The organism is Roseateles violae (assembly GCF_030410485.1).
Taxonomy (GTDB): Bacteria; Pseudomonadota; Gammaproteobacteria; order Burkholderiales; family Burkholderiaceae_C; genus Roseateles_D; species Roseateles_D violae.
The window spans coordinates 759355-777075 of record NZ_JAUHHC010000003.1 but is presented as its reverse complement, the minus strand read 5'-3'; the positions used below and the strand labels follow the sequence as shown (position 1 = coordinate 777075).

Below are 17721 nucleotides of genomic sequence, written 5' to 3'. Positions count from 1 at the left end.
ACCGCGATGTTCAATCTGATGAAGACCGCCATCCTGATGGCCGCGATCACCGCGCTGTTCATGGCGATCGGCGCCATGATCGGCGGGCGCACCGGCATGATGCTGGCCCTGCTGGTTGCGCTGGGCATGAACTTCTTCAGCTACTGGTTCTCCGACACCATGGTGCTGAAGATGTACAACGCGCGCGAGGTCGACGAGACCTCGGCGCCGCAGTTCTACGGCATGGTGCGCGAGCTCAGCGCACGCGCCGAGCTGCCGATGCCGCGCGTCTATCTGATTGACGAGGACGCGCCGAACGCCTTTGCCACCGGCCGCAATCCCGAGCATGCGGCCGTCGCCGCAACGACCGGCATCCTGCGCGTGCTGTCCGCCGCCGAGCTGCGCGGCGTGATGGCGCATGAGCTGGCCCATGTGAAGCACCGCGACATCCTGATCTCCACCGTCAGCGCGACCATGGCCGGCGCGATCTCGATGCTGGCCAACTTCGCGATGTTCTTCGGCGGCCGCGACAGCGAGGGCCGGCCGGCCAATCCGCTGGTGGGCCTGCTGGTCGCCATCCTGGCGCCGATCGCCGCCAGCCTGATCCAGATGGCGATCAGCCGCGCGCGCGAGTTCGAGGCGGACCGCGGCGGCGCCGAGATCTCGGGCGACCCGCAGGCGCTGGCCTCGGCGCTCCACAAGATCCACCGCTATGCGCAGGGCATCCCCCTGGAGGCGGCCGAGCGCCACCCCGAGACGGCCCAGATGATGATCATGAATCCGCTCTCCGGCGGCGGCATCAAGGGCCTGTTCAGCACCCATCCGTCGACCGAGGAACGGATCGAGCGCCTGATGGCGATGGCGGCCGGCGGCCTGCGGCGCTGATCGCGGGCTAAAGAATCCCGCGCCGGCGCCGATAGCCTTGGGCATGAAGCGCCGTTTCGCCCTCGCCGTCCTGCCCCTGCTTGCTGCGCTCGCCGCCTGCGACCAGCTGGGCATCGACGACCCGGTCAAGCTGGCCGCGGCCCGCGAGGCCGAGGGCCGCGCCGTCGGCAGCGCCTGCCGCCATGCCGTTCGGGCGATCGAGGACTGCTATGCGCTGAACCCCAAGGCGCCGAAGGCGGCCGTGTTCGCCGGCTGGCGCGAGATGGACGAGTACATGCGCGAGAACAAGCTCGAGGGCGTCGCCCCCGTCGTGCCGCGCACTGAGCCGGGCAAGCGCGACGAGGACGAGGACGAGGCGCCGGCCGCCAAGTCCGGCGCCAAGAAATCGCACTGAGCGCCCACTGAGCGCCGCGCCGTCGAACCGCTGGCCCCCGCGCGCCGGCAGACGGCGCCTCCAATCCTGCAATCCGTCGTGCCGGGCTTCGGCGCCGCAGGGCGGCCGCGCATGATGGAATCCTCAACCACGACATCGCGTCAACGAGGAGCCCCCATCATGTCGAACAAGCAGCGCCGCCTTCTGATCATTGCCACCGCCGCCCTGCTGGCCGGTGCCGGCTCGGCCCAAGCCTGGAGCTGGAACGCCAGCGGCGAGCGCATCAACGGCTCGGGCGAGGCCGGCAGCGAGGTGCGCGAGGTCGGCGTCTTCGACGGCATCTCGACCAGCGGCGGTTTCAAGGTGCTGATCCGCCAGGGCGCTAGCAACCGGCTGGAGCTGAAGGCCGACAACAATCTGCTGGCCTATTTCGAGACCAAGGTCGTCGAGGGCAGCAAGGGCCGGGTGCTGGAGGTCTCGCCCAAGCGCGGCTACAACCTGCACACGACGATCACGCCGCAGCTGGTGCTGGACATGCCGCAGCTGCGCTCGATCTCGATTGCCGGCTCGGGCGACATCAAGGTCGAGGCGATGAAGACGCCGGCCGTCGAGGCTAGCATCTCCGGCTCCGGCAACATCATCTTCGACAAGCTCGAGAGCGAGCGCCTGGGCCTCAAGGTCTCGGGCAGCGGCGACGTCGTCGCGGCCGGCCGCACGCAGCAGCTGAGCGTGTCGGTGGCCGGCTCGGGCGACGTCAAGGCGCGTGCGCTGGAGGCCGACGAGGTCAAGGTCAGTATCGCCGGCAGCGGCGACGCCAAGGTGACGGCCGTCAAGAAGCTCAATGTCTCGATCGCCGGCAGTGGCGACGTGTCCTATGCCGGCTCGCCCGAGATCTCGATGTCGGTGGCCGGCAGCGGCAAGGTCAAGAAGCTCGACAAATAAAAAAGCACAGCGGGCCGCCTGTCGCACGCGCGACCGGTGTAAACCCTAGGCCCATACGACAATGCGCGGATGGGCCTTTTCAGCTATTTGGCGGCGCAGCCGCGCCATCCGGAGTTCAAACGCGGCGCGCGCGAGATGATGGGCATCACCCTGGGCATCTCGGCCTGGGGCCTGGTGACCGGGGTCGCGATGGTCAAGAGCGGGCTCTCGATCTGGCTGGCGCTCTTGATGAGTCTGGTGGTCTTTGCCGGCAGTTCGCAGCTGGCCTCGCTGCCGCTGATCGCCAGCGGCGCGCCGATGTGGGTGCTGTGGGCGACCGCCTTCTGCGTCAATCTGCGCTTCGTCATCTTCAGCGCGCAGTGGCGGCTGTATTTCGGCCACCTGCCGCGCTGGAAGCGGCTGACCCTGTCCTATTTCGCCGCCGATCTGAACTACGTCGCCTTCCTGAAACGCTTCCCGGAGCCGCGGCCGGCGCCCGAGCAGGAGCCGTATTTCTGGGGCGGTGTCGCCTTGAACTGGGCCGCCTGGCAGCTGCCGGCGATCGCCGGCATCCTGCTGGCCAACCATGTGCCGACCGAGTGGGGCCTGGGCTTTGCCGGCGTGCTGGCGCTGCTGGGCCTGTCCTATTCGCTGTTGAAGGACCGCAATACCTGGGTCACCGCGGCCGTGGCCGGCTGCGCGGCGGTGGCTGCCTATGCGCTGCCGCTGCGGCTGAACATCGTCGTCGCGATCGCCGCGGCGGTGGCCGCCGGCCTGCTGCTGGAGCACTGGCTGCCGGAGCCGAAAGGCAGACAGGAGCAGACCGCATGAGCCCCTGGGAGACGGTGCTGGCCATCATCGGCATGGGGCTGATCACCTTGCTGACGCGCAGCTTCTTCCTGATCCCCAAGCGCGAGCTGCCGATTCCCGACTGGGCCAAGCAGGGCCTGCGCTATGCGCCGCTGGCGGCGCTGGCCGCCGTCATCGTGCCCGAGATCGTGATGACGCAGGGCCAGCTGATCTCGACCTGGCAGGACGCGCGGCTCTATGCCACCGCCGTCGCCACCGCCTATTTTTTCTGGAAGCGGGGCATCCTGGGCACCATCGTCAGCGGCACGGCCGTGATGCTGGCCCTGCGCCTGGGCCTCGGTTGGTAATCGCGTGGTACCGGCCGCTTGGTAAGCTAGCGGGCTGCGTGGCCCGTGCCCGCCCCGAATTCCAACTGCAATCCGAGCCCTCCCATGAACGTTCTGCGTTTCACCGATCTGATCCAAGCCGGCCAGGTGGCCGGCCGGCGCGTCTTCATCCGCGCCGACCTCAATGTGCCGCAGGACGATGCGGGCAACATCACCGAGGACACCCGCATCCGCGCCTCGGTGCCCTGCATCGAAGCCGCGCTGAAGGCCGGCGCGGCCGTCATGGTGACCTCGCATCTGGGCCGCCCGACCGAGGGTGAGTTCAAGCCGGAAGACTCGCTGGCGCCGGTCGCCAAGCGCATGGGCGAGCTGCTGGGCCGCGAGGTGCCGGTGGTCGCGGACTGGGTGGACGGCGTCCAGGTCCAGCCGGGCCAGCTGGTGCTGCTGGAGAACTGCCGCGTCAACAAGGGCGAGAAGAAGAACAGCGAGGAGCTGGCGAAGAAGCTGGCCAAGCTCTGCGACATCTATGTCAACGACGCCTTCGGCACCGCCCACCGCGCCGAGGGCACGACCTATGGCATCGCCCAGTTCGCACCGATCGCCTGCGCCGGCCCGCTGCTGGCCGCCGAGATCGACGCGATCAGCAAGGCCCTGGCCGCGCCGAAGCGGCCCCTGGTCGCCATCGTCGCCGGCTCCAAGGTCTCGACCAAGCTGACCATCCTGAAGTCGCTGTCGGCCAATGTCGACGGCCTGATTGTCGGCGGCGGCATCGCCAACACCTTCATGCTGGCGGCGGGCCTGTCGATCGGCAAGTCGCTGGCCGAGCCCGATCTGGTGGGCGAGGCCAAGGCGGTGATCGACGCCATGAAGGCGCGCGGTGCCGAGGTGCCGATTCCGGTCGACGTCGTCACCGCCAAGGCCTTTGCCGCCGACGCACCGGCCACGGTCAAGGCCGCCAACGAGGTGGCCGAGGACGACCTGATCCTGGACATCGGCCCGCAGACGGCCGCCATCCTGGCCGAGCAGCTGAAGGCCGCCGGCACCATCGTCTGGAACGGCCCGGTCGGCGTGTTCGAGTTCGACGCCTTCGCCCAGGGCACCGAGACCATCGCCCGCGCGATCGCCGCCTCGAACGCCTTCAGCATCGCTGGCGGCGGCGACACCCTGGCCGCGATCGCCAAGTACGGCATCGAGAAGGAGGTCGGCTACATCTCCACCGGCGGTGGCGCCTTCCTCGAGGTACTGGAGGGCAAGACCTTGCCGGCCTTCGAGATCCTGGCCAAGCGCGCGGCGGGCTGAGCTCGGCGGGCTTCGGCCCGCCTGCGTCTTGCCATCTTTGCATGGCAGTCAAAACTCTAGGCATCGCAAGAGTGCAATAAGGCGAGTAATCTGCTTGTCCCCAAGAAGTTGAGGAGACAAGCCGATGAACCAGAACGGCAACAAGACCTTGTCGCCGGCCGAGGCCGCACTGCGCGAGGCCGCGCTGGACTACCACCGCACGCCGACGCGCGGCAAGATTTCGGTCACGCCGACCAAGGCGCTGTCCAACCAGCGCGACCTGTCGCTGGCCTATTCGCCGGGCGTCGCCTATCCCTGCCTCGATATCGAGCAGGACCCGGCGCTGGCCGCCGACTACACCTCGCGCGCCAATCTGGTCGGCGTGATCACCAACGGCACGGCGGTGCTTGGGCTGGGTGACATCGGCCCGCTGGCGGCCAAGCCGGTGATGGAGGGCAAGGGCTGCCTGTTCAAGAAGTTCGCCGGCATCGACGTGTTCGACATCGAGCTGGCCGAGCGCGACCCGGACAAGCTGGTCGAGATCATCGCGGCGATGGAGCCGACGCTGGGCGGCGTCAATCTGGAAGACATCAAGGCGCCGGAATGCTTCTACATCGAGAAGCAGCTGCGCGAGCGCATGAACATCCCGGTCTTCCACGACGATCAGCATGGTACGGCCATCATCAGCGCCGCGGCCCTGCTCAACGGCCTGGAACTGGTCGGCAAGGCGATCGACAAGGTCAAGCTGGTGACTTCGGGCGCCGGCGCGGCCGCGATCGCCTGCCTGGACGTGATGGTGGGCCTGGGCGTCGCGCGCGAGAACATCTTCGTCGTCGACTCCAAGGGCGTGATCCGCGAGGGCCGTGGCGACAAGCTGGACGAGAGCAAGCAACGCTACTGCCAGCGCACGACGGCCACGACGCTGGCCGAGGTGGTGGCCGGCGCGGACGTCTTCCTCGGCTGCTCGGCCGCCGGCGTGCTGACGCAGGACATGGTCAAGACCATGGCCGACAAGCCCATCATCCTGGCCCTGGCCAATCCCGAGCCCGAGATCCGGCCCGAGCTGGCCAAGGCGGTGCGGCCCGATTGCATCATCGCGACCGGCCGCTCGGACTATCCGAACCAGGTCAACAACGTCCTGTGCTTCCCCTACATCTTCCGCGGCGCGCTGGACTGCGGCGCTACCAAGATCACGGAGGAGATGAAGCTGGCCTGCGTCCGGGAAATAGCCGACTTGGCCAAGGCCGAGACCAGCGACGAGGTGGCGGCCGCCTATGCCGGCGAGGAACTGGCCTTCGGCCCCGACTACCTGATCCCCAAGCCCTTCGACTCGCGGCTGATCCTGCGCATCGCGCCGGCGGTGGCGCGCGCGGCCGAGGCCTCGGGTGTGGCGACGCGGCCGATCAAGGACCTGGACGCCTACCGGCACGAGCTCACGCGCTTCGTCTACCAGACCAGCATGTTCATGCGGCCGGTGTTTGCGGCGGCCAAGGCCAATCCGGCGCGGGTGATCTATGCCGAGGGCGAGGAAGAGCGCGTCTTGCGCGCGGTGCAGGTGGTGCTGGACGAGGGCCTGGCCAGGCCGACCCTGATCGGCCGGCCGGAGGTGATCGCGATGCGCATCCAGCGCGCCGGCCTGCGCCTGAAGCTGGGCCAGGACGTGGCGGTGATCGATCCGGACAACGACGCGCGCTTTCGCCTGTACTGGGAGACCTACCACCGCCGCATGTCCCGCCAGGGCGTGACGCCGGAGATGGCCAAGGCGGCGGTGCGGCGCTCCAACACGACCATCGGTGCGCTGGCGATCAAGCTCGGCGACGCGGACGCGATGATCTGCGGCATGGTCGGCCGCTTCGACCACCATCTGGAGCATGTGGCCGACCTGATCGGCCTGCGCGAGGGCGCGCATTGCTTCGCGACGATGAACGCGGTGATGATGGAACGCGGCACGCTGTTCCTGACCGACACCTTCGTCAACGACATGCCGGATGCCGAGCAGCTGGCCGAGATCGCGACGATGGCGGTCGAGGAGCTGCAGCGTTTCGGCCTGCCGCCCAAGGTGGCTTTCGTCTCGCATTCGATGTTCGGCTCCAGCAAGCGGCCCTCGGCGCTGAGGATGCGGCGCGCGCAGGAACTGTTCGCCCAGGCCCATCCGCACATCGAGAGCGATGGCGAGATGCATGGCGATGCCGCGCTGAGCGAGGCGGTGCGGCAGGGCTTTCTGCCGGACAGCCGGCTCAAGGGCTCGGCCAATCTGCTGGTGCTGCCTACCCTGGACGCGGCCAATATCCTCTTCAATGTGCTGAAGATGACCGCCGGCCAGGGCGTCACCGTCGGCCCCATCCTGCTCGGCACGGCCGCGCCGGTGCACATCCTGACGCCGTCGGCGACGGTGCGGCGCATCGTCAATATGACGGCGCTGGCGGTGGCCGATGTGCGTGCGGGCAAGTCCTGATCGCTTGTAATCCGCGGTAACCGGGAGGCCGCTCTAATTGCGGCCCATAATTGTTCGCTTGTAACCGGATTTCAGCGAGTGCCTTCATGACCCGTGCCACCAAGATCGTCGCCACCCTCGGGCCGGCTTCCTCTTCCCCCGAGATCCTGGAGCGCATGATCCGAGCCGGCGTCGACGTCGTGCGGCTGAACTTCTCGCATGGCAAGGCCCAGGACCATATCGACCGCGCCCGCATGGTGCGCGAGGCGGCGCGCGCCGCCGGCAAGCAGGTGGCCATCATGGCCGATCTGCAGGGGCCGAAGATCCGCGTCGGCAAGTTCGAGAACGGCAAGATCGAGCTGGTCAACGGCCGGCCCTTCGTGCTCGATGCCGATCGCACCGAGCTCGGCAACGAGGAGGTCGTCGGCCTCGACTACAAGGAGCTGCCGCGCGACGTGAAGCCGGGCGACACCTTGCTGTTGAACGACGGCCTGCTGGTGCTGACCGTCGAGGCGGTCAAGGGCGCGGCCGTGCACACGACCGTCAAGCTGGGCGGCGAGCTGTCCAACAACAAGGGCATCAACAAGCAGGGCGGCGGCCTGACGGCGCCGGCGCTGACGGCCAAGGACATGGAGGACATCAAGACGGCGATGTCCTTCCAGTGCGAGTACCTGGCGGTCAGCTTCCCCAAGAACGCCACCGATATGGAGATGGCGCGCCAGCTGGCCAATGTGGCCGGCGAGCCCTGGCGCCACAAGCCCGGCATGATCGCCAAGATCGAGCGCTACGAGGCGATCCCGCATCTGGAGGCGATCCTGAAGGCCAGCGACGGCATCATGGTCGCGCGCGGTGACCTGGCTGTCGAGGTCGGCAACGCGGCCGTGCCGGCGCTGCAGAAGCGCATGATCAAGATGGCGCGCGAGATGGACAAGGTGGCGATCACCGCCACGCAGATGATGGAGTCGATGATCGTCAACCCGGTGCCGACGCGCGCCGAGGTGAGCGACGTCGCCAACGCAGTGCTGGACGGCACCGACGCGGTGATGCTCAGCGCCGAGACGGCGGCGGGCAAATTTCCGGTCGAGACGATCGAGCAGATGGCGGCAATCGCGCTGGAGGCCGAACGGGCCGAGTTCGTAAACCTCGACACCGACTTCACCGGTCGCCAGTTCGGGCGCATCGACCAGTCGATCGCGATGGGCGCGCTGTTCACCGCCTACCACCTGGGCTGCAAGGCCATCGTCGCGCTGACCGAATCGGGTTCGACCGCGCTGTGGATGAGCCGGCACCGCATCAATGTGCCGATCTTCGCGCTGACCACGCAGCCGCTGAGCCAGACCAAGATGGCGCTGTACCGCAATGTGCGGCCGCTCTTGATGCCCAAGCACGAGGACCGCGACGCGGCGCTGGCGGCGGCCGAGCGTCTGCTGATCGAGCAGGGCGCGCTGATGCCCGGCGATACCTATGCGATCACCTGCGGCGAGCCGATGGGCTATCCGGGCGGCACCAATATGCTGAAGGTCTGCCGGGTGGCCTGAGACCCTCAGCCTTCGCGCGCGTTCTGCACCAGGGCCGCGATCCGCGGTGTCATCTGCGTCGGCTGCAGTTCGACCGCCGGATGGGCGCGCGCGAAGACGCGGAACAGCTCGTCGACGAAGCCATGGCCGACGTCGTCGACGCCGGCGAAGCTGATCTCCGCGCGCTTGAACATGGGCAGGCGCGCGGCCACCCGCCGCGCCTGGGCGCGCGAATCGAGCGCCTGGCCCGGGCCGGCCAGCATCTGCAGATGGATGGTCGTCTGGTCGAAGGCGATGCCGTCGCCGGCGATGCTCCAGGCCTGCAGCACCTGGTCCAGCGTGCGCCTGGTGTCCAGCGCGATCGCCATATAGATCGAGCTGCCCTGGCGCGGCAGCGGGCGGCCCGGTTGCCAGCCGCAGCTCGATTCCCAGGCGCGGCGCTGGAAGGCGGTGTTGTTGGCATGGATGTCGAACACATCGGCCAGCTGCGAGCTGAAGAACAGGCCGCGGCCGGTATGCGCCTCGGGCTGGCTGGTCAGGCGCCCCTTGCTGAGTTCCAGCATCGCGTGCTGGGCATCGGGCAGGTGGAAGGCCGAGCAGATCTTGTCGAAGACGCCGCAGCCGTCGTCGGAGACCAGCAGCTGCACATAGCTGGGCGTCTGGCGCAGCGAGACGGTGACGCTGGAGCCGCCGCTGTGGTCGGCCGCGTTGTTGACCAGCTCGGTGAAGCCATGCTGGATCATCCGCGCCACATGCGGCGGCAGCTCGAAATGCGGCGCGAAGTCGCGCTGCCAGGGCAGGTCCTCCTGCAGGCCATGCAAGGTGTAGCTGCGCGCGACCTGGCGCAGTGCGCCGGGCGCGAAGACCGGCCGGCGCGGCGTGCCGCTGCGAACCAGCCACTGCGCGTCGACCAGGCGGCGCAGCGCGGCCACGCAGGCGCGGGGGCTGGCGCCGGTGCGCTCATGCAGATGGGCGGCCAGATCGTGCGAATGTTCGCGGGCGGCGGCGGTGATCCAGAGGGTCAGCTGGTCGAGGGCGAGGCGTGTCATGCGGGGAAGGGCTCCAGGCCCGGCTCGCCTGGCTCTGGAAAAAAGTCCGCCGACAGCCTAAATGCTCGAACAAGGGGCCGCAACAGAGTCCAACCCGAGGGCGCCGCTAGAATCAGATGCAGTTACGGCGCGGTTACGGCGGTGATCCGGAGTAGGCTGCGCACGAAGAGATTTTTCAACTTCCGGGGACTTTCATGGCTCTCGTATCAATGCGCCAACTGCTGGACCATGCCGCCGAACAGGGCTATGGCATTCCGGCCTTCAACGTCAACAACCTCGAGCAGGTGCAGGCCGTGATGGCCGCGGCCGACGAGGTGGGCGCGCCGGTCATCCTGCAGGCCAGTGCCGGCGCCCGCAAATACGCCGGCGAACCCTTCATCAAGCACCTGATCCAGGCGGCGGTCGAGGCCTTCCCGCACATCCCGCTGGTGATGCACCAGGACCATGGCACCAGCCCCAAGGTCTGCGCCGGCGCCATCGACCTGGGCTTCGGCTCGGTGATGATGGACGGTTCGCTGATGGAGGACGGCAAGACGCCGGCCAGCTTCGACTACAACGTCGAGGTGACCCGCAAGGTCGTCGAGATGGCGCACCAGGTCGGCGTCACCGTCGAGGGCGAACTGGGCTGCCTCGGCAATCTCGAAACCGGCGAGGCCGGCGAGGAAGACGGCATCGGTGCCGAGGGCAAGCTGGACCACAGCCAGCTGCTGACCGACCCCGAGGAGGCGGCCGTCTTCGTCAAGGCGACCCAGCTCGATGCGCTGGCGATCGCGATCGGCACCAGCCACGGCGCCTACAAGTTCTCGCGCAAGCCCACCGGCGACATCCTGGCCATCGGCCGCGTCAAGGAGATCCACAAGCGCATCCCGAACACACACCTGGTGATGCACGGCTCGTCCAGCGTGCCGCAGGAACTGCTGGCCATCATCAACCAGTACGGCGGCAAGATGAAGGAGACCTTCGGCGTGCCGATCGAGGAGATCCAGGAAGCGATCAAGCATGGCGTGCGCAAGATCAATATCGACACCGACATCCGCTTGGCGATGACCGGTGCGGTGCGCAAGTTCCTGGCGGAGAACCCGGACAAGTTTGACGCCCGCGAATGGCTGAAGCCGGCCCGCGAGGCCGCCAAGCTGGTCTGCAAGGCGCGCTATCTGCAGTTCGGCTGCGAGGGTCAGGCCGCCAAGATCAAGCCGCGCAGCCTGGTCGACGTGGCCGCCGCCTATTCGCGCGGCGAGCTGGCCCAGGTGGTTCAGTAAGTCGGCGGAGAGCGTTGCTGCGAGGCCCGCTTCGGCGGGCTTTTTCACGCCCTAAAATCCCTGTCCTGCCCCCGCCACACGCCCGATCATGACCGCTGCCCTGCACACCTCCTCGCTGACCTCGCTCCCCCTGATCGCCCGCGGCAAGGTGCGCGAGAACTATGCGGTCGGCGACGATCGCATCCTGATGGTTGCCTCGGACCGGATCTCGGCCTTCGACGTCATCATGGGCGAGCCGATTCCGGGCAAGGGCGCGCTGCTGACGCAGATGGCGCTGTTCTGGTTCGACAAGCTGACCGGCATCGTGCCGAACCACCTGACCGGCGAGGACCCGCTGTCGGTCGTGAGCGGCGAAGCCGACAAGGCGCAGGTGCGCGATCGCTCGATGCTGGTCAAGCGCCTGAAGCCGTTGCCGATCGAGGCGGTGGTGCGCGGCTATCTGGCCGGCAGCGGCTGGGCCGAATACCGGCAAAGCGGCGAGGTCTGCGGCGTCAAGCTGCCGCCGGGGCTGCAGAATGCGAGCAAGCTGCCCGAGCCCATTTTCACGCCGGCAACCAAGGCCGAGATGGGCGATCACGACGAGAACATCGATTTCGAGCGCTGCGTCGCCATCATCGGCCGCGAACTGGCCGAGCGGGTGCGCGAGATCTCGATCGCGTTGTATCGCCGCGCGGCCGATTACGCGCTGAGCAAGGGCATCATCATCGCCGACACCAAGTTCGAGTTCGGCCTCGATGCCGACGGCACGCTGACCCTGATGGACGAGGTGCTGACGCCGGACTCCTCGCGCTACTGGCCGGCCGAGAGCTATGCGGTGGGCGCCAATCCGCCCAGCTACGACAAGCAGTTCCTGCGCGACTGGCTGGAGCAGGCAAGCGTGGATGGCAAGCCCTGGGGCAAGACGGCGCCCGCGCCGGCGCTGCCGACCGAGGTGGTCGAAAAGACCGCCGCCAAATACCGCGAGGCGCTGACGCGCCTGACCGTGGTGTCATGACTCCGATCAAGAGCCGTTTGCTGAAGCGGCTCGAGGCCGAGCTCGCCGCTGCGTCGTCCTCGCCGCTGCAGGCGGCCTGCCTGAAGGTCCAGCGCGCCCTGCTGCTGGCCCGTCACGGGCAGATGAACGAGGCCCGTGGCCAACTGACGGCGCTGCACCAATTGGCCGTCCAGCATCCACATCCGGAGCTTGCCGCCTGGCTGCATTTTGCGGAGGGGTTGATGAGTTATTACACCGATTTCGGTGGAGCAGCTCAGCAGAAGGTCGCGCGGGCGCAGGTGATCGCCCAATCGGTCGGTCAACGCGAACTGTCCGCGCTCTGCTCGGCCTGGCTGGCGCAGCTGGCCTATGTCCGGCACGATCTGGAGGAACTGATCGCACACGCGCGGATCTGCGACGACCAGGCCGGCATTGATCATCATGCCGCGCGTTTCCGGCTCTGCACGGTGATGGGTCTGGCCCATCATCTGACCGGCAAGGTCGAGATTGCCCAGGCCTGGAATGCGAAGGCCCGCTTCCATGCTCAGGCGGAGGGCGACGAGGCCTCGCTTTCGGCGCTGATGTACAACACGGCGCAGATGCGGGTTGCCCAGATGCGCCGCGATTCACTTTCGTCCAATGCCGCAGGCGACCACTGCATGCTGCTGGGCGTCGATTCGATCCGCAACTACGACCAGGCGGTCGGCGGCTCGGTGCGGCCCGATCTGACGCCCATCCTGCGCGCGCAGATCCTGACCCTGGAGGGCGAGTTTGCCGAGGCGCGCAGCCTGTTCGAGGCGCATCTGCCGCACGCGATGTCGGCCGGTCTGGCGCGCCTGGGCAGCAGTCTGCTGGCCGATCTGGCCTGGTGCCGTGTCAATAGCGAGCAGCCGGAGCAGGCCTTGCAACAGGCTCGCGAGGCGGAGGCCGAAGTCGAGCTCGATCCGGACTGCGATGTGGACGACCGAGCCGCCGCCCATAGCCGCTTGGCGCAGGTCTATACGGCGCTCGGCGACGCGGAAAATGCCGGCCGCCATGCTGCCAAGGCGGCCGCCTCGTGGGCCGAGTTCGCCGAACAGCAGGCCCTCTGGGCGACGGCGCTGGCCGATCTGGGCCTGCGCCCGCGGTAGCCAGCGTTCAGAACAACGCCATACTCAACTTCCGCCGATACTGATCGATCAGCGGATCGCTGGCCGGCATGACAGCCTTGCCGGCCAGTTCCAGCGTTCCCTTGGCCTCGGCGGTCTGCGCCTTCGGGGCGGGCTTGCTGAGCAGCTCCAGGATGGCGACATAGGTCTTGCGGGCGAGCTCGCCGTTCCAGGCCTTGTCGCGCATGATGATTTCCAGCAGCTCCTCCATCGCTTCGGTGAAGCGCTGGGCGGCGAAGTGACCCTGGGCCAGCGCGAAGCGGGCCTCGAAATCGCGCTTGTTGGCGGCGATGGCGGCCTGCAGCGCGCTCGGGTCCAGGCCGGCGTTGGCGCGGTCGAGCGCGGCGATCCAGTGGCCGAGGGCGGCAAAGCGCGCATGCGGGGTGATGGTGTCGGCGGCGCGCACAGCCACCGGCGCAAAGGCGCTCTTGGCGTCCTGCAGCAGGCCCAGCTCGAGCAGCGCCTTCACATAGTCGAAGCGCGCGGCCTCGTTGGCCGGGTCGGCCTCGACCGCCTGGGCCAGCTTGGCCAGCGCCGCCTCCAGATCGCCGTCGGCGATCAGCTCTTCGGCCTCGGCGACGTTCTCGGCCGCCTCCAGCATCTCGCCGCTGGGCACATGCTTGTCGAGGAACTCGCGGATCTGCGCCTCGGGGATCGCGCCGACGAAGCCGTCGACCGGCTGGCCGCCGGCGAACATCACGCAGAACGGGATCGAGCGTACGCCGAACATCTGGCTCAGCTGACTGGCGATCTCGGGCACCTCGTCGCTGTTCAGCTTGGCCAGCGTGAAGCGGCCGGCATAGGCGACTTCCAGCTTTTCCAGCACCGGGCCCAGCTGCTTGCAGGGGCCGCACCAGGGCGCCCAGATGTCGAGCAGAACCGGCCGCGTCTGCGAGGCGATGATCAGCTCGGCTTCGAAATTTTGTAGGGTGATGTCGATCATGACGGGGCACGTTTCCGGTGGTGACAAGGGCAGATGGCGGCAAGCCACCTACAATTCAAGGCTTTCCAGCCTTTCGGAGCGAGCCGTGCAGGACGTGCAACAGAACGCCTCCCCCCTGGTTGGCGTGGTGATGGGATCCAGCAGCGACTGGGAGACCATGAAGCACGCCGCCGACATTCTCGCCGAGTTCGGCGTTGCCTTCGAGGCCAAGGTGGTCTCGGCGCACCGCATGCCGGACGATATGTTCGCCTATGCCGAGAGCGCAGCTGGGCGCGGCCTGCGCGCGATCATCGCCGGCGCCGGCGGCGCCGCCCACCTGCCCGGCATGCTGGCCGCCAAGACGCTCGTGCCGGTGCTGGGCGTGCCGGTGGCCAGCCGCCATCTGCAGGGCGTCGACTCGCTGCATTCGATCGTGCAGATGCCCAAGGGCGTGCCGGTCGCCACCTTCGCGATCGGCACCGCCGGCGCCGGCAATGCGGCGCTGTTCGCGATCGCGATGCTGGCCGCCGCCGGCGACCAGGGCCTGGGCGACAAGCTGGCCGCCTTCCGCGCCCGCCAGACCGAGGCGGCGCGCGCGATGACGCAGGATCTGGTCGGATGAGCGGCGTCAAGCCCCTGCTGCCCGGCCAGGCCACGCTGGGCGTGATGGGCGGTGGCCAGCTGGGCCGCATGTTCGTCCACGCGGCGCAAAGCCTGGGCTACCGCACCGTCGTGCTCGACCCCGATCCGCAAAGCCCCGCCGGCCTGGTCGCCCACGAACACATCGAGGCCGACTATCTGGACGAGGCCGCGCTCGACCGCCTGGCCGCCCGGTGCGAGGCGATCACGACCGAATTCGAGAACGTGCCGGCGCAGGCGCTCGAGCGCCTGGCCCGCAGCCGCCCGGTCGCCCCGGCCGGCGCGGCGGTGGCGATCTGCCAGGACCGAGCGGCCGAGAAGGCGCATTTCCGTGCCTGCGAGGTCGCCTGCGCGCCCTATGCGGTGATCGCCAGCGAGACCGAGCTGCACGCGGTCGACGCTGCGCTGCTGCCCGGCATCCTCAAGACGGCCCGCATGGGTTATGACGGCAAGGGCCAGATCCGCGTCAAGACGCGCGAGGAACTGGCCGCCGCCTGGGCCGAGCTCAAGCGCGTGCCCTGCGTGCTCGAGCAGCTGCTGCCCTTGCAGCTGGAGCTGTCGGTGATCGTCGCCCGCAACGCGGCCGGTGAAATCGTGCAGTTCCCCTTGCAGCAGAACCTGCACCGCGACGGCATCCTGGCCGTCACCGAGGTGCCGGCCCCCGGCGTCAGCGCCGCGCTGCAGGCCGAGGCCAGCGCCGCGGCCGCGCGCATCGCCGCCTCGATCGGCTATGTCGGCGTGCTCTGCGTCGAGTTCTTCCTGCTGCAGGACGGCCGCCTGGTCGTCAACGAGATGGCGCCGCGCCCGCACAACTCGGGCCATTACACGCTGGACGCCTGCGAGGTCTCGCAGTTCGAGCTGCAGGTGCGCGCCATGACCGGGCTGCCGCTGCGCCCGCCGCGCCTGCATTCGCCCACCGTGATGCTGAACCTGCTCGGCGATCTCTGGTTCGACGCCGCGGGTCAGCTGCGCACGCCGGCCTGGGACGAGGTGCTGGCGCTGCCCGGTACCCATCTGCATCTGTACGGCAAGGCCTCGGCCCGGCCTGGTCGCAAGATGGGCCATCTGAACATCACCGCGGCCAGCGCCGACGAGGCCCGGCGCGTCGCCGGCCTGGCGGCCGCGCTGCTGGGCCTGCCGGCGCTCTGACAAGCATGCTGCTGGACGGAACCGATCCGCGGGCAATCGCCCAGGCCGCCGCCGCGCTGGCGACCGGCGAACTGGTCGCGCTGCCGACCGAGACCGTCTACGGCCTCGGCGCGCGTGCCGACGACGATGCGGCGGTGGCCCAGATCTTCGCCGCCAAGGGCCGGCCGGCCGACCATCCGCTGATCGTCCATGTGCTGGACGCCGAACACGCGGCCCGCTTCGCCAGCGTGCTGCCGCCGGCCGCCGCCAGGCTGATGCAGGCCTTCTGGCCGGGGCCGCTGACGGTGATCGTGCCGCGCGCGCCCGGCATGGCGGCGGCCGCCGCCGGCGGGCAGACCAGCATCGGCTTGCGCTGTCCGGCACATCCGGTCGCGCGCGCCTTGCTGGCGGAGGCGCATCGGCTGGGCGTGCCCGGTGTGGCCGCGCCGAGCGCCAACCGCTTCGGCCGCGTCAGCCCGACCCGGGCCCGCCATGTGGTCGACGAGTTCGAGCCCGGCCTGATCGTGCTCGACGGCGGCGCCTGCGAGGTCGGCATCGAGTCCAGCATCGTCGACTGCAGCCGCGGCCACCCGGTGCTGCTGCGCCCCGGCGTGCTGAGCCGCGCACAGATCGAAGCCGCCGCAGGTGAGCGCTTGCTCTCGCCGGACGCGCAGGCACCACGCGCCTCCGGCACCCTGGCCGCCCATTACGCGCCGCATGCGACGGTGCGCCTGCTCGGCACCGAGCAGCTGCTGGCCGCCCTGGCGGCGGGCGGCGCGAAACAAGCGGGCAAAACGCTGGCGGTATATTCGCGCTCGGTGCCGAACCCGCAGCAGCTGCCGGCCGGCACCCTGGCGCGCCGCATGCCGGACGATGCGCGGGCGGCGGCGCATCAATTGTTTGCCGCGCTGCGCGAACTCGACGCGGCCGGCGCCACCGAGATCTGGATCGAACTGCCGCCGCCGGACGGCGCCTGGGACGGGGTCAGAGACCGCCTGTCCCGCGCCGCCGCGGCTTTTCTGCCATCCGAGCCCGAGCAGGGCTGAAGACGACGACGACCGAGTTTCCTATGCATGGAGTGTTCATGAAGAGTTTGAGTGGCGGCATCGGCCGCTATAGCCGCTGGAGCCGCCAGGGCCGCGTCTGGCTGGCGGCGCTGGCGCTGGGCGCGCTGGGCGCCTGCGGCGGTGGCACTTCGCAGATCGAACCGTTCAAACCAACCCGCATCATCGCTTTCGGCGACGAGGCCAGCGTGTTGACGCCGGAAGGCAAGAAGTACAGCGTCAACGGCCTGAACGCGACTACCGGCGCGCTCGACTGCTCGGTGAACCCGATCTGGGTGCAGAAAATGGCCAGCTTCTTCGGCCTGGTCTTCCCGCAGTGCAACCCCGATCCGCTGAACACCACCGCACCGACCGGCATCATGTATGCGACGGCCGGCGCCAAGGTGGCCGACGTCAAGACCAAGATCGATCAGCATTTCTCGACCAATACCTTCGGCAACAAGGACCTGGTCGCCATCATGGTCGGCACCAACGACATCCTGGAGGTCTATGCCCAGTATCCGGCGCTCAGTGAACAGGCGCTGCTGGACGAGCTCAAGGCGCGCGGCACGGCCCTGGCCGATCAGGTCAACCGCGTCGCGACGGCCGGCGGCCGCGTCATCGTTTCGACCCTGCCCGATGTCGGCCTGACCCCGTTCGCGCTGAAGGAGCGCGCCGCCAAGCCGGACACCGACCGCGCCGCGCTGCTGACCCGCATGACCCTTCAGTTCAATGTGGCGATGCGCCTGAAGCTGATCAACGATGGCCGCATGATCGGCCTGATCCTGGTCGACGAGTCGATGCAGCAGGCCACCAAGTACCCGTCCTACTACGGCATCGTCAACGTCACCGACGCGGTCTGCCTGAGCACCGTGGCGCTGCAGGACTGCACGCCCAACACCCTGGTCACCGGCGGCAGCGCCGACACCTGGCTGTGGGCCAGCGACACGCTGCTGAGCCCGGTGGGCCAGGGGCGCATCGGCGACTTGGCGATAACGCGGGCGCACAACAACCCGTTCTAAGCGCAGCGGATTCCA

17 protein-coding genes are annotated in these 17721 nt (G+C 68.5%); 15 read left to right on the top strand and 2 right to left on the bottom strand.

The features are described 5' to 3' along the window. Nucleotides 1-6: 6 nt before the first annotated feature. From htpX to pyk, 8 genes are all read left to right on the top strand, one after another. Entirely contained in the window at nt 7-864 is an 858-nt protein-coding gene (gene htpX, locus QWJ38_RS13975) for a zinc metalloprotease HtpX (protein ID WP_290359693.1), read from the top strand. A 43-nt stretch (nt 865-907) separates the two neighbouring features. After that, nucleotides 908-1258 (top strand): hypothetical protein, encoded by a 351-nt coding sequence (locus QWJ38_RS13970; RefSeq protein ID WP_290359692.1) that lies wholly within the window; start codon nt 908-910, stop codon nt 1256-1258. 159 nt (nt 1259-1417) lie between these two features. Next, a complete protein-coding gene (locus tag QWJ38_RS13965; protein WP_290359691.1) occupies nt 1418-2179 on the top strand; it encodes a head GIN domain-containing protein in 762 nt (253 codons plus the stop codon). Between the two features lie 69 nt (nt 2180-2248). Then, entirely contained in the window at nt 2249-2989 is a 741-nt protein-coding gene (locus QWJ38_RS13960) for an AzlC family ABC transporter permease (protein ID WP_290359690.1), read from the top strand. Continuing rightward, nucleotides 2986-3315 (top strand): AzlD domain-containing protein, encoded by a 330-nt coding sequence (locus tag QWJ38_RS13955; RefSeq protein WP_290359689.1) that lies wholly within the window; start codon nt 2986-2988, stop codon nt 3313-3315. Before QWJ38_RS13960 ends, QWJ38_RS13955 begins: the two co-directional genes overlap by 4 nt. A gap of 84 nt (nt 3316-3399) precedes the next feature. After that, on the top strand, nt 3400-4593 hold the full coding sequence (locus QWJ38_RS13950; protein ID WP_290359688.1) for a phosphoglycerate kinase: 1194 nt from the start codon (nt 3400-3402) through the stop codon (nt 4591-4593). A 124-nt stretch (nt 4594-4717) separates the two neighbouring features. Continuing rightward, a complete protein-coding gene (locus tag QWJ38_RS13945) occupies nt 4718-7027 on the top strand; it encodes an NADP-dependent malic enzyme (protein ID WP_290359687.1) in 2310 nt (769 codons plus the stop codon). An 86-nt stretch (nt 7028-7113) separates the two neighbouring features. Beyond that, a complete protein-coding gene (gene pyk / locus QWJ38_RS13940) occupies nt 7114-8544 on the top strand; it encodes a pyruvate kinase (protein ID WP_290359686.1) in 1431 nt (476 codons plus the stop codon). Nucleotides 8545-8549: 5 nt separating this feature from the next. On the opposite strand, the gene QWJ38_RS13935 is transcribed toward pyk, so the two are convergent. Beyond that, nucleotides 8550-9572: an STAS-like domain-containing protein gene (locus QWJ38_RS13935; RefSeq protein ID WP_290359685.1), complete on the bottom strand. Its 1023-nt coding sequence runs from the start codon at nt 9570-9572 to the stop codon at nt 8550-8552. Between the two features lie 194 nt (nt 9573-9766). On the opposite strand from QWJ38_RS13935, the gene fba reads away from it, so the two are divergent. From fba to QWJ38_RS13920, 3 genes are all read left to right on the top strand, one after another. After that, nucleotides 9767-10831, top strand: a complete 1065-nt coding sequence (fba, locus tag QWJ38_RS13930; protein ID WP_290359684.1) for a class II fructose-bisphosphate aldolase — start codon at nt 9767-9769, stop codon at nt 10829-10831. An 88-nt stretch (nt 10832-10919) separates the two neighbouring features. Then, on the top strand, nt 10920-11825 hold the full coding sequence (locus tag QWJ38_RS13925) for a phosphoribosylaminoimidazolesuccinocarboxamide synthase (protein ID WP_290359683.1): 906 nt from the start codon (nt 10920-10922) through the stop codon (nt 11823-11825). Next, on the top strand, nt 11822-12934 hold the full coding sequence (locus QWJ38_RS13920; RefSeq protein WP_290359682.1) for a hypothetical protein: 1113 nt from the start codon (nt 11822-11824) through the stop codon (nt 12932-12934). Before QWJ38_RS13925 ends, QWJ38_RS13920 begins: the two co-directional genes overlap by 4 nt. Nucleotides 12935-12941: 7 nt before the next feature. Here QWJ38_RS13920 and QWJ38_RS13915 read toward each other — a convergent pair whose 3' ends face one another. Further along, nucleotides 12942-13895 (bottom strand): tetratricopeptide repeat protein, encoded by a 954-nt coding sequence (locus QWJ38_RS13915; protein WP_290359681.1) that lies wholly within the window; start codon nt 13893-13895, stop codon nt 12942-12944. 130 nt (nt 13896-14025) lie between these two features. Between QWJ38_RS13915 and purE the strand changes: the two genes are divergently transcribed. Genes purE through QWJ38_RS13895 form a run of 4 tightly spaced genes read left to right on the top strand, consistent with a single transcriptional unit; the run spans nt 14026 to nt 17706 of the window. Then, nucleotides 14026-14496, top strand: a complete 471-nt coding sequence (gene purE, locus QWJ38_RS13910; protein WP_290359809.1) for a 5-(carboxyamino)imidazole ribonucleotide mutase — start codon at nt 14026-14028, stop codon at nt 14494-14496. Further along, on the top strand, nt 14493-15662 hold the full coding sequence (locus QWJ38_RS13905) for a 5-(carboxyamino)imidazole ribonucleotide synthase (protein ID WP_290359680.1): 1170 nt from the start codon (nt 14493-14495) through the stop codon (nt 15660-15662). The genes purE and QWJ38_RS13905 overlap by 4 nt, the downstream gene beginning before the upstream one ends. 5 nt (nt 15663-15667) lie before the next feature. Beyond that, on the top strand, nt 15668-16687 hold the full coding sequence (locus QWJ38_RS13900; protein WP_290359679.1) for an L-threonylcarbamoyladenylate synthase: 1020 nt from the start codon (nt 15668-15670) through the stop codon (nt 16685-16687). Between the two features lie 38 nt (nt 16688-16725). Continuing rightward, nucleotides 16726-17706 (top strand): SGNH/GDSL hydrolase family protein, encoded by a 981-nt coding sequence (locus QWJ38_RS13895; RefSeq protein ID WP_290359678.1) that lies wholly within the window; start codon nt 16726-16728, stop codon nt 17704-17706. Nucleotides 17707-17721: the final 15 nt, after the last annotated feature.

Excerpts from the sequence above, each read along its gene's own strand:
- QWJ38_RS13970 (WP_290359692.1), top strand. The coding sequence starts at position 908 with ATGAAGCGCCGTTTCGCCCTCGCCGTCCTGCCCCTGCTTGCTGCGCTC.
- pyk (WP_290359686.1), top strand. The coding sequence starts at position 7,114 with ATGACCCGTGCCACCAAGATCGTCGCCACCCTCGGGCCGGCTTCCTCT.
- QWJ38_RS13915 (WP_290359681.1), bottom strand. The coding sequence starts at position 13,895 with ATGATCGACATCACCCTACAAAATTTCGAAGCCGAGCTGATCATCGCC.
- QWJ38_RS13925 (WP_290359683.1), top strand. The coding sequence starts at position 10,920 with ATGACCGCTGCCCTGCACACCTCCTCGCTGACCTCGCTCCCCCTGATC.
- fba (WP_290359684.1), top strand. The coding sequence starts at position 9,767 with ATGGCTCTCGTATCAATGCGCCAACTGCTGGACCATGCCGCCGAACAG.
- QWJ38_RS13895 (WP_290359678.1), top strand. The coding sequence starts at position 16,726 with ATGAAGAGTTTGAGTGGCGGCATCGGCCGCTATAGCCGCTGGAGCCGC.
- QWJ38_RS13955 (WP_290359689.1), top strand. The coding sequence starts at position 2,986 with ATGAGCCCCTGGGAGACGGTGCTGGCCATCATCGGCATGGGGCTGATC.
- QWJ38_RS13920 (WP_290359682.1), top strand. The coding sequence starts at position 11,822 with ATGACTCCGATCAAGAGCCGTTTGCTGAAGCGGCTCGAGGCCGAGCTC.
- QWJ38_RS13935 (WP_290359685.1), bottom strand. The coding sequence starts at position 9,572 with ATGACACGCCTCGCCCTCGACCAGCTGACCCTCTGGATCACCGCCGCC.
- QWJ38_RS13945 (WP_290359687.1), top strand. The coding sequence starts at position 4,718 with ATGAACCAGAACGGCAACAAGACCTTGTCGCCGGCCGAGGCCGCACTG.
- QWJ38_RS13950 (WP_290359688.1), top strand. The coding sequence starts at position 3,400 with ATGAACGTTCTGCGTTTCACCGATCTGATCCAAGCCGGCCAGGTGGCC.
- QWJ38_RS13965 (WP_290359691.1), top strand. The coding sequence starts at position 1,418 with ATGTCGAACAAGCAGCGCCGCCTTCTGATCATTGCCACCGCCGCCCTG.
- htpX (WP_290359693.1), top strand. The coding sequence starts at position 7 with ATGTTCAATCTGATGAAGACCGCCATCCTGATGGCCGCGATCACCGCG.
- QWJ38_RS13960 (WP_290359690.1), top strand. The coding sequence starts at position 2,249 with ATGGGCCTTTTCAGCTATTTGGCGGCGCAGCCGCGCCATCCGGAGTTC.
- QWJ38_RS13905 (WP_290359680.1), top strand. The coding sequence starts at position 14,493 with ATGAGCGGCGTCAAGCCCCTGCTGCCCGGCCAGGCCACGCTGGGCGTG.
- purE (WP_290359809.1), top strand. The coding sequence starts at position 14,026 with ATGGGATCCAGCAGCGACTGGGAGACCATGAAGCACGCCGCCGACATT.
- QWJ38_RS13900 (WP_290359679.1), top strand. The coding sequence starts at position 15,668 with ATGCTGCTGGACGGAACCGATCCGCGGGCAATCGCCCAGGCCGCCGCC.